Annotated in this window: 10 protein-coding genes, 1 tRNA gene and 1 pseudogene; all 12 read left to right on the plus strand. The window is 52.3% G+C overall.

All coding sequences use genetic code 11. From position 1 onward, the window contains the following. The first annotated feature begins 80 nt into the window (after positions 1-80). The gene (tuf, locus tag K334_RS0110655; RefSeq protein WP_021588597.1) at positions 81-1,271 is read left to right on the plus strand and encodes an elongation factor Tu; all 1,191 of its coding nucleotides are present in this window, start codon (positions 81-83) and stop codon (positions 1,269-1,271) included. 56 nt (positions 1,272-1,327) lie between these two features. After that, a tRNA-Trp gene (locus tag K334_RS0110660) sits at positions 1,328-1,403 on the plus strand. 22 nt (positions 1,404-1,425) lie between these two features. Next, positions 1,426-1,617, plus strand: a complete 192-nt coding sequence (secE, locus tag K334_RS0110665) for a preprotein translocase subunit SecE (protein ID WP_025881359.1) — start codon at positions 1,426-1,428, stop codon at positions 1,615-1,617. Positions 1,618-1,625: 8 nt separating this feature from the next. Then, a complete protein-coding gene (gene nusG, locus K334_RS0110670; protein WP_025881361.1) occupies positions 1,626-2,171 on the plus strand; it encodes a transcription termination/antitermination protein NusG in 546 nt (181 codons plus the stop codon). 90 nt (positions 2,172-2,261) lie between these two features. Further along, complete coding sequence (gene rplK / locus K334_RS0110675) at positions 2,262-2,702, plus strand: 50S ribosomal protein L11 (protein WP_025881363.1); 441 nt, start codon at positions 2,262-2,264, stop codon at positions 2,700-2,702. Positions 2,703-2,724: 22 nt separating this feature from the next. Beyond that, on the plus strand, positions 2,725-3,417 hold the full coding sequence (gene rplA, locus K334_RS0110680; RefSeq protein WP_021588588.1) for a 50S ribosomal protein L1: 693 nt from the start codon (positions 2,725-2,727) through the stop codon (positions 3,415-3,417). 18 nt (positions 3,418-3,435) lie between these two features. After that, entirely contained in the window at positions 3,436-3,954 is a 519-nt protein-coding gene (gene rplJ / locus K334_RS0110685; protein WP_025881367.1) for a 50S ribosomal protein L10, read from the plus strand. 57 nt (positions 3,955-4,011) lie between these two features. Beyond that, complete coding sequence (gene rplL, locus K334_RS0110690) at positions 4,012-4,389, plus strand: 50S ribosomal protein L7/L12 (RefSeq protein ID WP_021588599.1); 378 nt, start codon at positions 4,012-4,014, stop codon at positions 4,387-4,389. A gap of 121 nt (positions 4,390-4,510) precedes the next feature. Beyond that, positions 4,511-8,323 carry a DNA-directed RNA polymerase subunit beta gene (gene rpoB / locus K334_RS0110695; RefSeq protein WP_025881369.1) on the plus strand — a complete coding sequence of 1,271 codons (3,813 nt, stop codon included), beginning with the start codon at positions 4,511-4,513 and terminating at the stop codon, positions 8,321-8,323. A gap of 12 nt (positions 8,324-8,335) precedes the next feature. Further along, the gene (gene rpoC, locus K334_RS0110700; protein ID WP_027444938.1) at positions 8,336-12,673 is read left to right on the plus strand and encodes a DNA-directed RNA polymerase subunit beta'; all 4,338 of its coding nucleotides are present in this window, start codon (positions 8,336-8,338) and stop codon (positions 12,671-12,673) included. Between the two features lie 201 nt (positions 12,674-12,874). Next, a complete protein-coding gene (locus K334_RS14880) occupies positions 12,875-13,075 on the plus strand; it encodes a hypothetical protein (RefSeq protein WP_154655600.1) in 201 nt (66 codons plus the stop codon). A 159-nt stretch (positions 13,076-13,234) separates the two neighbouring features. Continuing rightward, a pseudogene (locus K334_RS0110710) lies at positions 13,235-14,829 on the plus strand (peptidase M26); the annotation flags it as partial.

The following is a 14,829-nucleotide window of genomic DNA, read 5'->3' on the forward strand; positions in this document are numbered from 1 at the left end:
TTGCTTCGGTTCTAAATGAAATTCTAGGCGGAGAAAAACAAAGATTATTCAATATAAATTACAAATAAAATTTTTAAGCTATGGCTAAAGAGACATTCCAGCGTACCAAGCCGCATGTTAACATTGGTACTATCGGTCACGTAGACCACGGTAAGACAACTTTGACAGCTGCCATTTCTAAGGTTCTTCATGAGAAGGGCTTCGGTAACGAAGAAATCAAGTCTTTCGATCAGATTGACAATGCTCCTGAGGAAAAAGAGCGTGGTATCACCATTAACTCTGCTCACATCGAGTATGAGACTGCTAAGCGTCACTACGCACACGTAGACTGCCCGGGTCACGCCGACTATGTGAAGAACATGGTTACTGGTGCTGCTCAGATGGATGGTGCAATCTTGGTTGTAGCTGCTACTGACGGTCCTATGCCTCAGACACGTGAGCACGTGCTTTTGGCTCGTCAGGTGAACGTTCCTCGTTTGGTTGTGTTCCTCAATAAGTGTGACATGGTTGAAGACGAGGAAATGCTTGAGCTCGTTGAGATGGAAGTTCGTGAAATCCTCGAACAGTATGAGTTTGAAGAGGATACTCCTATTATTCGTGGCTCTGCACTCGGTGCCTTGAATGGTGTTGAGAAGTGGGTTGACCGCGTAATGGAACTCATGGATACTGTTGACGAGTGGATTCAAGAGCCTCCTCGTGCTACCGACAAGCCGTTCTTGATGCCTATTGAAGACGTGTTCTCAATCACGGGTCGTGGTACTGTGGCTACCGGTCGTATTGAAACTGGTGTCATTCACGTTAGCGACGAAGTGGAATTGCTCGGTCTCGGTGAAGACAAGAAGTCTGTTGTAACAGGTGTCGAGATGTTCCGTAAGATTTTGGACGAAGGCCAGGCTGGCGACAATGTTGGTTTGTTGCTCCGTGGTATCGACAAGAACGAAATCAAGCGTGGTATGGTGCTCTGCCATCCTGGACAGATCAAGCCGTTCAAGAAGTTCAAGGCTTCCATCTATGTATTGAAGAAGGAAGAAGGTGGTCGTCACACTCCGTTCGGAAACAAGTATCGTCCACAGTTCTATCTCCGCACAATGGACTGCACAGGTGAAATCACATTGCCGGAAGGTGTTGATATGGTTATGCCTGGTGACAACGTTGAAATCACTGTTGAGTTGATTTACGCGGTAGCCTTGAACCAGGGTCTGCGTTTCGCTATCCGCGAAGGTGGCCGCACAGTTGGTTCTGGTCAGATTACTGAAGTTTACGAAGACTAATATCGCATAACGATATAGAATCGGTTGCCACTGCCTGTGGTGGTGGCAACTTTCTTACGGGTTTAGCTCAGTTGGTAGAGCACTGGTCTCCAAAACCAGGTGTCGGGGGTTCGAGCCCTCCAACCCGTGCCAATCATAAGATAATATGAAGAAGATCATAAAGAAGATTGTAAAATCTTTGAAAGCTTGTTACGACGAGCTTGCCCATAAAACAACTTGGCCTACACGTGCCGAACTGACCCACAGCGCAATGGTTGTATTATCTGCTTCCCTTGTCATTGCGATTGTTGTCTTCTGCATGGATAGCGTATTCAAATTTGTTATGGGGATGATTTACCCTAATTAAACAAGGAGATGGCAGATACAAAGAAAAATTGGTATGTAGTAAAAGCCGTTAGCGGAAAGGAAGCCAAACTCAAAGAGTATATTGAAGCGGAAATGAAGCATAACGACTTGTTGGCTGCCAATGTCTATCAGGTTTTAATTCCGATTGAGAAGCATGCTTCTCTTAGAAACGGCAAGCGCGTAGTCAAGGAGAAAGTATCTCTTCCTGGCTATGTTTTTGTTGAGGCTACCTTGAAAGGTGACGTGGCTCACACGTTGCGCTTCATGCCAAATTGCTTGGGTTTTCTGGGTGGACTTGACAATCCGTCTCCCGTTCCTCTGTCGGATATCAACCGCATGTTGGGTACGGCGGAAGAAACGGAAATCGAAGATACAATGGATATTCCTTACATGGTCGATGAGACCGTGAAGGTCACGGACGGGCCTTTCAGCGGTTTCAGTGGAGTCATTGAGGAGGTGAACACCGAGAAGCACAAACTGAAGGTCATGGTGAAGATTTTCGGCCGCAAGACCCCGTTGGAACTCGGTTTCATGCAAGTGGAAAAAGAAGGATAGAATCATTTTGTTACGGCGGTTTTATCCGAACTGGTTGAAGTAGCTTCCATTCTTCAACCGCTATATAAATCATTTAATTATTAACAAGAAATGGCTAAAGAAGTTGCTGGATTAATCAAATTACAGATTAAAGGTGGCGCTGCGAATCCTTCCCCTCCAGTAGGACCTGCACTTGGTTCTAAGGGTATCAACATCATGGGATTCTGCAAGGAGTTCAATGCCCGCACCCAGGATAAGGCAGGAAAGATTCTTCCTGTTGTTATCACTTACTATACCGACAAGTCATTCAGCTTCGAAATCAAGACACCTCCTGCAGCTGTTCAGCTGAAAGAGGCTGCCAAGGTCAAGAGTGGTTCAGGCGAGCCCAACCGTAAGAAGGTTGGTTCCGTAACCTGGGATCAGGTGAAGGTTATCGCAGAGGACAAGCTGAAGGATCTTAACTGTTTCACAGTAGAGTCAGCTATGAAGCTTGTAGCCGGTACGGCCCGTAGCATGGGTATTACTGTTAAAGGGGACTTCCCTGGTGAATAAAAAATAAACTTCAATTAAGAAAATGAGTAAACTGACAAAAAATCAAAAATCAGTAGCTGATAAGGTTGAAGCAGGGAAGGCATACACGTTGAAAGAAGCTGCAGAGCTGGTTAAGGAAATTACCACTACCAAGTTTGAGGCTTCGGTCGACATGGACGTGCGTCTTGGCGTAGACCCTCGCAAGGCCAACCAGATGGTTCGCGGTGTTGTCTCGCTGCCGAACGGAACTGGTAAGGTTGTGCGGGTTCTCGCGCTCTGTACTCCCGACCAGGAAGCTGCTGCCAAGGAAGCAGGTGCTGATTATGTTGGTCTTGATGAATATGTCGAGAAGATCAAAGGTGGTTGGACAGACATTGACGTCATCATCACCATGCCGTCTTGCATGGGTAAGATTGGACCTTTGGGCCGTGTTCTCGGTCCTCGCGGTTTGATGCCGAACCCCAAAAGCGGAACTGTAACAATGGATGTCGCTAAGGCAGTAAAGGAAGTGAAGCAAGGTAAGATTGACTTTAAGGTTGACAAGACCGGTATCATCCATACCTCAATCGGTAAGGTCAATATGACTGCCGAGCAGATTTTCGGTAACGCCAAGGAGTTTATTTCTACCGTTATCAAGCTGAAGCCTGCTGCTGCAAAAGGTACATACATCAAGAGTATCTTTATTTCGAGCACGATGAGTAAGGGTATCAAGATTGATCCTAAATCAGTTGAATAACTCTAAAAGTTTTGTAAAATGAAGAAAGAAGTAAAAGATACTATTATCGTAGAGCTTGGACAGAAGATTACGGAGTATGCCCACTTCTATCTGGTAGACGTTACCGGATTGAATGCCGAGGCAACTTCCAATCTGCGTCGCAAGTGCTTTCAGAAGGATATCAAGATGGTCGTTGTCAAGAACAACCTTCTTCACAAGGCTTTCGAGGCTTCTGAAATTGATTATGAACCCATCTATGGCGCTCTCAAGGGGAACACTGCCGTCTTGTTCTCAAACACGGCGAACGTTCCTGCAAAGTTGCTGAAGGAATATACCAAGGAAGGTATACCCGCATTGAAGGCGGCTTATGCAGAGGAAAGCATCTACGTAGGTGCTGACAAACTTGAAGAGCTGGCATCTCTCAAGAGCAAGAACGAGGTTATTGCAGAGGTTGTGGCTTTGCTCCAGTCTCCGGTCAAGAACGTTGTTTCCGCTCTTCAGTCAGGCGCAGGCACCATCCATGGTGTGCTCAAGACTTTAGGCGAGCGTCCTGAATAATAACAAACTTAAAGTCGATTAAACTTTATTTAAGAATAAATTAAATTTTAGAATAAAATGGCAGACGTAAAAGCTATTGCAGAAGAATTAGTAAATCTTACTGTTAAGGAAGTTAATGAGTTGGCAACAGTCCTGAAGGACGAGTATGGTATTGAGCCTGCTGCTGCAGCTGTTGCTGTGGCTGCTGGTCCTGCTGCCGCAGGTGCAGCCGAGGTTGAGGAAAAGACATCTTTCGATGTAGTCCTCACTGAGGTTGGTGCTACGAAGCTCCAGGTTGTTAAGGCCGTTAAGGAAGCTTGTGGTCTCGGCTTGAAGGAAGCCAAGGACCTCGTAGACGGTGCTCCCGCTACCGTTAAGGAAGGTCTCTCCAAGGAAGAGGCTGAAAACCTGAAGAAGGCCATCGAAGATGCCGGTGCCAAGGTTGAGCTCAAGTAATTGAACCTTTCAGTTTTTCGAATATGGTTAGGATCTACTAAGTAGGTGGGTCCTAACCTTTTTGTGTCTTTTATCATAATTAGCCACTGACATGAGACGGCGGCCAATTAAAAAATAATTTATGGCTACAAACATTGTTGATAACAGAGTAAATTTCGCCAGCGTGCATAATCCGCTTCCCTATCCGGATTTTCTCGATGTGCAGTTGAAGTCGTTTAAAGACTTCCTACAGTTGGATACACCACCTGAAGAACGCAAGAATGACGGTTTGTATAAGGTTTTTGCAGAGAACTTCCCTATCACCGACACACGTAACAATTTCGTTCTTGAGTTCTTGGATTACTATATCGATCCGCCCCGTTACACCATTGATGAGTGTCTGGAGCGCGGACTGACCTATAGCGTACCTCTCAAGGCCAAGATGAAACTGTACTGCACCGATCCGGACCATGAGGATTTCGGCACTTTTATTCAAGACGTCTTCTTGGGCACAATCCCCTACATGACCAAGAACGGAACGTTTGTCATCAATGGCGCAGAGCGTGTAGTCGTATCTCAGTTGCATCGTTCGCCCGGCGTGTTCTTCGGCCAGGGCGTGCATGCCAACGGCACCGTGCTTTACAGCGCGCGTATCATTCCTTTCAAAGGCTCATGGATTGAGTTTGCTACAGATATCAACAACGTGATGTATGCCTACATCGACCGCAAGAAGAAGTTGCCTGTGACGACCTTGCTGCGGGCGATGGGATTCGAGCAGGACAAGGATATTCTTCAGATATTCGACCTTGCCGAAGAGGTGAAGGTGAACAAGAAGAACATGAAGGCCTCCGTAGGCCGCAAGCTTGCCGCACGTGTGCTGAAGAGTTGGAACGAGGACTTTGTTGACGAAGATACGGGCGAAGTGGTGTCCATCGAGCGCAACGAGGTGATCATGGAGCGTGAGACCGAATTGACCGAGGATAACGTTAGCGAAATTCTCGAAAGCGGAACCTCCACCATCTTACTCCACAAGGACGCCGAAGCAGCTAATAAGTTCACGATTATTTTCAACACGTTGGCAAAGGATCCCAGCAACTCTGAGAAAGAGGCTGTCAACTACATCTATCGTCAGTTGCGCAACGCTGACCCGGCCGATGACGCCAGTGCACGTGAAGTCTTCCAGAACCTTTTCTTCTCCGACAAGCGTTACGACTTGGGAGAAGTGGGCCGCTACCGCATTAATAAGAAATTAGGTCTCGATACCGATATGGATGTTCGCGTTCTGACTAAGGACGACATCATCGAGATTATCAAATATTTGATTCAGTTGGTCAATTCCAACGCCACCGTCGACGACATTGACCACTTGAGCAATCGTCGCGTTCGCACGGTGGGCGAGCAGTTGGCCAACCAGTTTGCTGTCGGTCTTGCCCGTATGAGCCGTACCATCCGCGAGCGTATGAACGTCCGCGACAACGAAGTGTTCACGCCGACGGACTTGATCAATGCCAAGACCATTTCAAGTGTCATCAATTCATTCTTCGGCACCAATCCGCTGAGCCAGTTCATGGACCAGACCAATCCGCTTGCCGAGGTGACACACAAGCGTCGTCTTTCCGCGCTGGGCCCCGGCGGTCTTTCTCGCGAACGTGCCGGCTTTGAGGTGCGCGACGTCCACTATACCCATTATGGACGTCTGTGCCCCATCGAGAGTCCGGAAGGTCCCAACATCGGTCTGATCTCTTCTCTCTGCGTGTATGCCAAGATCAATGACCTTGGTTTCATCGTCACTCCTTACCGCAATGTCGACGATTCCAAGGTGGACATGGACAACAAGGATGTCGTTTATCTGACAGCCGAGGAGGAGGAAGACAAGATCATCGGTCAGGGCAATGCCCCATTGCAGGTCGATGGCTCATTCATCCGCGACACCGTCAAGTGCCGTCAGGACGCCGACTACCCTGTGGTGCCTCCCGACCAGGTGGAATTGGTGGACGTGTCTCCCCAGCAGATTGCTTCTGTTTCCGCCGCGCTGATTCCTTTCTTGGAGCATGATGACGGTCACCGTGCGCTGATGGGCTGTAACATGATGCGTCAGGCCGTTCCATTGCTTCACAACGATGCGCCGATTGTCGGCACAGGTTTGGAGAAACAGGTGTGTGAGGATTCCCGCACCATGGTGACGGCAGAAGGCGATGGCGTGATAGAATATGTTGACGCCACCACCATCCGCATCCTCTACGACCGGACGGAAGAGGAAGAGTTTGTCAGCTTCGAGCCGGCACTCAAGGAATATCGCATTCCCAAGTTCCGCCGCACCAACCAGAACATGACCATCGACCTCCGTCCCATCTGCACCAAGGGCCAGCGTGTGAAGGCTGGCGACATCCTCACGGAAGGCTATGCCACGGAGAACGGCGAACTCGCCTTGGGCCGCAACCTCCTTGTCGCTTACATTCCTTGGAAGGGTTACAACTATGAGGACGCCGTTGTCATCTCGGAGCGCATGGTGCGTGACGACGTGCTGACGTCTGTCCACGTTGATGAATATTCTCTCGATGTCCGCGAGACCAAGCGCGGCGTGGAAGAATTCACATCTGACATTCCCAATGTCAGCGAAGAGGCCACCAAGGATTTGGACGACAATGGTATCATCCGTGTCGGTGCCCGCGTGGAACCGGGCGACATCCTTATCGGCAAGATTTCTCCTAAGGGCGAAAGCGATCCTTCGCCGGAAGAGAAGTTGCTGCGCGCCATCTTCGGCGACAAGGCCGGCGATGTAAAGGATTCGTCTTTGAAGGCCAACCCCTCGTTGAGCGGTGTGGTCATCGACAAGAAGCTGTTCTCCCGTGCCGTGAAGAATCGTGACTCCAAGAAGCAAGACAAGGTCATCCTCGCCAAGATCGATGAAGAATATGAGGCCAAGAACGAAGACTTGAAGGATATTCTGGTTGACAAGCTCCTTGAGCTGACCGAAGAAAAGACCTGCCAGGGTGTGAAGGATTATACCGGTGCCGAAATCGTTACGAAGGGCAGCAAGTTCACTGCCGCCACTCTGAAGAACCTCGAATACGATGGCATTCAGAGTAACGATTGGACGGAAGACGTCCACACCAATGGCCTCATCCAGCAGCTCATCATGAATTACATCCGCAAGAATAAGCAGCTCGACGCCGAAATGAAGCGTCGCAAGTTCGCCATCTCCATCGGCGACGAGCTACCTTCCGGTATCATTCAGATGGCCAAGGTCTACGTTGCCAAGAAGCGTAAGATTCAGGTCGGCGACAAGCTGGCCGGTCGCCATGGCAACAAGGGTATCGTTTCCAAGGTTGTGCGCATGGAGGACATGCCGTTCCTGGAAGACGGACGCCCTGTCGACTTGGTATTGAACCCGATGGGTGTGCCTTCCCGTATGAACCTTGGCCAGATTTTCGAGGCCATCTTGGGTGCTGCGGGCCGCAGGCTGGGATGCAAGTTTGCCACTCCCATCTTCGACGGTGCCAAACTTGACGACCTTTCGGAGTGGACCGACAAGGCAGGTCTGCCCCGTCTCTGCTCCACTTATATCTATGATGGCGAAACGGGTGAGAAGTTCGACCAGCCTGCCACCGTGGGCGTCACCTACTTCCTCAAGCTCGGCCACATGGTGGAAGACAAGATGCACGCCCGTTCCATCGGTCCGTACTCGCTCATCACGCAACAGCCGCTTGGTGGCAAGGCGCAATTCGGTGGACAGCGTTTCGGAGAAATGGAAGTCTGGGCCATCGAGGCCTTCGGCGCAAGCCACGTGCTTCAGGAAATCCTGACCATCAAGTCCGACGATACCGTGGGCCGCAGCAAGGCTTATGAAGCGATTGTCAAGGGCGACCCCATGCCAACGCCGGGCATTCCGGAGTCTCTCAACGTGTTGTTGCATGAGCTTCGTGGTCTCGGTCTAAGTATTAAACTCGATTAAAGTGTAAGAAACATGGCTTTTAAAAAAGATACAAAGGTAAAGAATAATTTTACGAAGATAACCATCGGTCTTGCTTCTCCCGAAGAGATACTGGAAAATTCGTTTGGCGAGGTCACCAAGCCCGAGACGATCAATTATCGTACCTACAAACCCGAGCGTGACGGTCTGTTCTGCGAACGTATCTTCGGTCCCACCCGCGACTACGAGTGCGCCTGCGGCAAGTACAAGCGTATCCGCTACAAGGGCATCGTCTGCGACCGCTGTGGCGTGGAGGTGACCGAAAAGAAGGTGCGTCGCGAGCGTTCGGGACACATCGAACTGGTTGTTCCCGTCGCCCACATCTGGTACTTCCGCTCGTTACCCAACAAGATTGGCTACCTGCTCGGAATGCCTACCAAGAAGCTCGACGCCATCGTGTATTATGAAAAGTACGTGGTCATCAAGCCGGGTGTGATGGAAGGCCGCAAAGACACCGAGGGCATGGAGGTCAACGGTTCACACACGATGGACCTGCTCTCTGAAGAGGAGTATATCGACATTCTCGACAATCAGGTGGCCCCCAACAACGACCTGCTCGATGACAGCGACCCCAACAAGTTCGTTGCCAAGATGGGCGCCGAAGCTGTCTACGACCTGTTGGCCGACCTCGACCTCGACACCCTCTCCTACGAGCTTCGCGACCGGGCCAACAACGACTCCAGCCAGCAACGCAAGACCGAGGCCTTGAAGCGCTTGCAGGTAGTCGAGTCTTTCCGTGCGTCCAAGGGCGTCAACCGTCCTGAGTGGATGATCATGAAGATCATCCCTGTCATCCCGCCCGAGCTTCGTCCGTTGGTGCCGTTGGATGGCGGTCGTTTCGCCACGTCCGACCTCAACGACCTCTACCGTCGTGTCATCATCCGCAACAACCGCTTGAAGCGTTTGATGGAAATCAAGGCTCCCGAGGTGATTCTCCGTAATGAGAAGCGCATGCTTCAGGAAGCCGTCGACTCCTTGTTCGACAACTCCCGCAAGGCTTCTGCCGTCAAGAGCGAGAGCAACCGTCCTTTGAAGTCTCTTTCCGACTCGCTCAAAGGCAAGCAGGGCCGCTTCCGCCAGAACCTTCTCGGTAAGCGTGTCGACTATTCCGCACGCTCCGTCATCGTTGTCGGTCCCGAGTTGAAGATGGGCGAGTGTGGTCTGCCCAAGTTGATGGCGGCCGAACTCTACAAGCCGTTCATCATCCGCAAGCTCATCGAGCGCGGTATCGTGAAGACCGTGAAGAGCGCCAAGAAAATCGTCGATCGCCGCGAGCCCGTCATCTGGGACATTCTGGAGAATGTCATGAAGGGACATCCCGTCATGCTCAACCGTGCGCCGACGCTTCACCGTCTGGGTATCCAGGCGTTCCAGCCCAAGCTCATCGAGGGCAAGGCCATCCAGCTCCACCCCCTGGCTTGTACCGCGTTCAACGCCGACTTCGACGGCGACCAGATGGCCGTCCACCTTCCCTTGAGCAACGAGGCCATTCTCGAAGCGCAGATATTGATGCTCCAGAGCCACAACATTCTCAACCCCGCCAATGGCGCACCCATCACCGTTCCCTCACAGGACATGGTGCTTGGTCTCTACTATATCACCAAGATTCGCCCGGGTGCCAAGGGCGAAAACCTCAAGTTCTACGGTCCCGAGGAGGCGCTCATCGCCCACAATGAGGGCCGTTGCGACCTCCACGCCTTGGTCAAGGTCGTTGTCAACGACCTTGTCGACGGCAAGCTCACGCGCCGCATGGTCGACACCTCCGTCGGTCGTGTCATCGTCAACCAGATCATTCCCGAAGAGGTGGGCTTCTTCAACGGCATTATTTCCAAGAAGAGTCTCCGTGGTCTCATCGCCGACGTCATCAAGGCGGTGGGTATGGCCCGTGCCTGTGAGTTCCTCGACGGAATCAAGAACCTCGGTTACCGAATGTCCTACGTCGCCGGTCTCTCTTTCAACCTCGACGACATCATCATCCCGGCCGAGAAATCCGACATCGTGGGCAAGGGACAGCGTGAGGTGGAGGAAATCACCAACAACTACAACATGGGTTTCATCACCGACAAGGAGCGTTACAACCAGGTCATCGACGCCTGGACCCACGTCAACAACGAGTTGGGTGATGTCCTGATGAAGGAGATGACCGAAGCCGACCAGGGCTTCAACGCCGTCTACATGATGCTCGACTCCGGAGCCCGTGGTTCCAAGGACCAGATCAAGCAGCTTTCCGGTATGCGCGGTTTGATGGCCAAGCCCCAGAAGGCCGGTGCCGAAGGCGCGCAGATCATCGAGAACCCCATCCTTTCCAACTTCAAGGAAGGCATGTCGGTGCTTGAGTACTTCATCTCTTCCCATGGCGCCCGCAAGGGTTTGGCCGACACCGCCATGAAGACGGCCGACGCCGGTTACCTGACCCGTCGTCTGGTCGATGTCAGCCACGACGTCATCATCTGCGAGGAGGACTGCGGCACGCTGCGTGGCCTTGAGTGCCGCGCGCTGAAGAACGGCGATGAAATCATCTCCACGCTCTACGAGCGCATCCTCGGCCGCGTGTCGGTTCACGACGTCATTCACCCGTCGACAGGCGAAGTGCTGGTGCAAGCCGGTGAGGAAATCACCGAAGAGAAGGCACAGGCCATCGACGAGTCGCCCATCGAGATGGTCGAGATCCGTTCCGTGCTCACTTGCGAGAGCAAGAAGGGCGTCTGCATGAAGTGCTACGGCCGCAACTTGGCCACGGCACGCATGGTGCAGCTCGGCGAAGCTGTCGGCGTCATCGCGGCCCAGGCCATCGGTGAGCCGGGTACACAGCTTACGCTCCGTACGTTCCACGCCGGTGGTGTGGCTGGCAACGCCGCTGCCAACGCCAGCATCGTTGCCAGGAACGACAGCCGCCTCGAATTCGACGAGCTCCGCACGGTTCCGTTCGTTGAGGATGCCGATGATGGCGACATCCAGTGCCAGATGGTTGTCAGCCGCCTGGCCGAAGTCCGCTTCGTCGACACCCACACCAACATTGTGCTCAGTACGCTCAACGTGCCTTACGGTGCCTCGCTCTACAACAAGAACGGCGATATCGTCAAGAAGGGCGACCTCATCGCCCGGTGGGACCCGTTCAATGCCGTCATCGTTTCCGAATACGCAGGTACTTTGAAGTTCCATGACGTTGTTGAAGGGGTGACTTACCACGCCGAGACCGACGAGACGACCGGCATGACCGAGAAGATCATCACCGACTCCAAGGACCGTACCAAGGTGCCCACTGTTGACATCATCAGCGCCGGAGGCGAGATTGTCGGTACTTACAACCTGCCGGTGGGCGGCCACCTTTCTGTAGAGGACGGCCAGACCATCAGCACCGGTGAGACGCTCATCAAGATTCCGCGTGCTGTAGGTGGCGCCGGCGACATCACCGGTGGTCTGCCTCGTGTCACCGAACTCTTCGAGGCCCGCAACCCGTCCAACCCGGCCGTCGTTTCCGAAATCGACGGCGAGGTGACGCTCGGCAAGCTTAAGCGCGGCAACCGCGAAATCGTCGTTACGTCGAAGACCGGCGACCAGAAGAAATACCTCGTGTCGCTGTCCAAGCAGATTCTTGTTCAGGAGCACGACGCCGTTCGTGCCGGCACGCCGCTTTCCGATGGCGTCACCACGCCCGGCGACATCCTGGCCATCAAGGGCCCCACGGCCGTCCAGGAGTATATCGTGAACGAGGTGCAGGACGTCTACCGCCTCCAGGGTGTGAAGATCAACGACAAGCACTTCGAGATTATCGTGCGCCAGATGATGCGCAAGGTTCGCATCGACGACCCGGGCGACACCACATTCCTTGAACAGGAACTGGTCGACAAGCTCGACTTTGCCGATGAGAACGACCGCATCTGGGGCAAGAAGGTGGTCATCGACGCCGGCGACTCACAGGTGCTCAAGAAGGGGCAGATTGTTACGGCCCGCAAGCTGCGCGACGAAAACTCGTCGCTCAAGCGCCGCGACCTCAATCCGGTGCAGGTGCGCGACGCCGTGCCGGCCACTTCCACCCAGATTCTGCAAGGTATCACCCGTGCGGCCCTGGCCACGAAGAGCTTCATGAGCGCCGCCTCGTTCCAGGAGACCACCAAGGTTCTCAACGAAGCGGCCATCCGCGGCAAGGTGGACTACCTCGAAGGAATGAAGGAGAACGTGATTTGTGGCCACCGCATACCGTCGGGTACGGGCCTCCGCCAGTGGGAGAAGCTCGTCGTCGGCTCGCGTGAGGAGTACGACCGCATGCAGGCGAACCGCAAGAATGTGCTCGACTTCTCGGGACAGGAAGCCCAAGCCGAGGAAGAATGATGACAATACGTTGATCATTGAACGCCCTATCATAAGAAGATTGTGTCACAATGTTGGCGCAATCTTTTTTTTATGCTTTGCGGTCGTGCCATGTCTGCTTTGGCCTGCGCGGCTTTTTTCCCATCGGTTTGGTGGCAGGTGCCGGCACTTGTCATTCATCACCACATTCCCGCATCCTTACATCCTGACAACTGATATTTAATGAAAAAACAAGAGCTGCCCTTTCGCATTGTAAAAGGATGGCTGTTGGAAGATGAAAGCAGCCCGTTTGGCGTACCAAAGGACTGCTTCTCTTTTGCTTTCGGACGGCTTTTGAAGACTGACGCACAGCCCGTCAGCCGTAGAGAAATACGTATTCTTCGAGAAAATCATACCGTTATGCCGGTTATTTTATTCTTTTGACAGCCTCGCGGGATTGATTTTGCGTAGTTTTGCGTAGCTTTTTTGGGCAAATTCCTTTTTTTTGCGCAATTTTGCGTAGCTTTTTTCTTTGTGTTTTTCTTGTTTTGTCTTATGTTTGTACCATGCTTTTGTGGCAATCATCTTTTTTTAGATACTTACATGAAAACAAAAAACATCATTCAGAGGCTATGCCTCTTTCTCTTCGTCCTGGTGCTGGCCGCGCCGGCGTGGGCGGAAGATTACGAGAGAAATTACAATTGTGCTGATTATGAGATTTTCCGCTCACGCCAGGCCGTGGAGTGGATAGGCAAGAACAAGCGGGTAGAAACTCTCCGATTGGAGAACGGGAAGGTGGAGCTTGAGTTCAGCGATTGCAAGACCACCAGCGGAACGGGCAACAGTGCCATCTACGAGTTGGCAAAGGGTTCCCGCATCACCGTAAAGGCTGACGACGGCTATGCCATCCGCTGGATCATCCTGCGCGATACGGAGGGTGGAGAGAGCTATAGCCACCCCTATGGCAGCAACCGCATCAAGTATGTTACAGACGGCTATGCCTATTACTTCGAGAGGAATGCCATCTCGAAGGCGAAAATAGTCGGAGGCAATCATGACAATCTCAACGACGACGACAACAACATAGTTGTCTATAATTATGATGCCAAAGCGAAAAGTGTCGATATCTGGAGCCACGACAAGAAAGATTGGGGCCAGTTCAAGGTGCGCGACATCATTGTGGGTTATGTCAAGATACCCAACGTGAGGTATGAGAAGGAACAATATGACATATACTCCACGTTGGAGAGTTTTTTTAACCCCAACCTCAAGCGCGAAGGTCACGTCGGCCATATCGAATGGGAGCTGAGCAACCCTAATATTGTGGATATCTCAGGAATCGGATATTTAAGGCCCAAGCATCTTGGAAAGGCCTCCCTCACCGCAACTTTCAGTGCCTATTGGGAGTGTGGCAAAGTGCAGTGCAAGACCATAGTCAACGTGATACGCGACCGGGTGAACTTCACCGCCAAAGACCTGCCCGGCGTGCTCTTCGATACATACGACTTGCACGCACTTATCGACAAGAAGACCCAGAGCGGCCAAGGTTTCAAATGGAACAATCCAGGATTCAGCGTCACCAGCAGCAACTCCTCAGTGCTCCGCTATGATAACGGCAAACTCCTGCTCGGCGGCACGGCGGGCGAGGCCACCATCACCCTCAAGCAGGAACAGAACAATTACTACGAGGCAAGCACCTTCTCGCACACCTTCATTGTGGCGCGCCGTGACCAATACGGCACGATACTCATCAAGGACGCCAACGACTGGAAAGCGTTCTGCAAACTCGTCAACGACAAGGGCATGACCGGGCTCAACGCCCGTCTCGAAGCCGAGGTCAACCTCGGTAATAACTCTATGATGGTGGGTACTAACAATCATAAGTATGCCGGTACCTTCGACGGCGCCGGCTATACGCTCACCGTCCATGTCGTGGGTTCCGGGCAGGGCACAGCCCCTTTCCACCGCACGAACGGCGCCACCATCAAGAACCTCACCATCGCAGGCACCGTGACCGCTCCGGCCAGCGCGGACAATTACCACACGGCCGGCTTGGTGGGATTCTCTGAAAGCACGACCCTCCGGAATTGTATCGTGGAAGCCGCCATACATCTTGGAAAGACGGGCGATCAGTACTCGGGTGGTTTGATAGGCCATATTTTATCGGGCAATACCACCATCAAAGACTGCGCCTTCAT

The organism is Segatella baroniae DSM 16972 = JCM 13447, assembly GCF_000426585.1.
Taxonomy (GTDB): Bacteria; Bacteroidota; Bacteroidia; order Bacteroidales; family Bacteroidaceae; genus Prevotella; species Prevotella baroniae.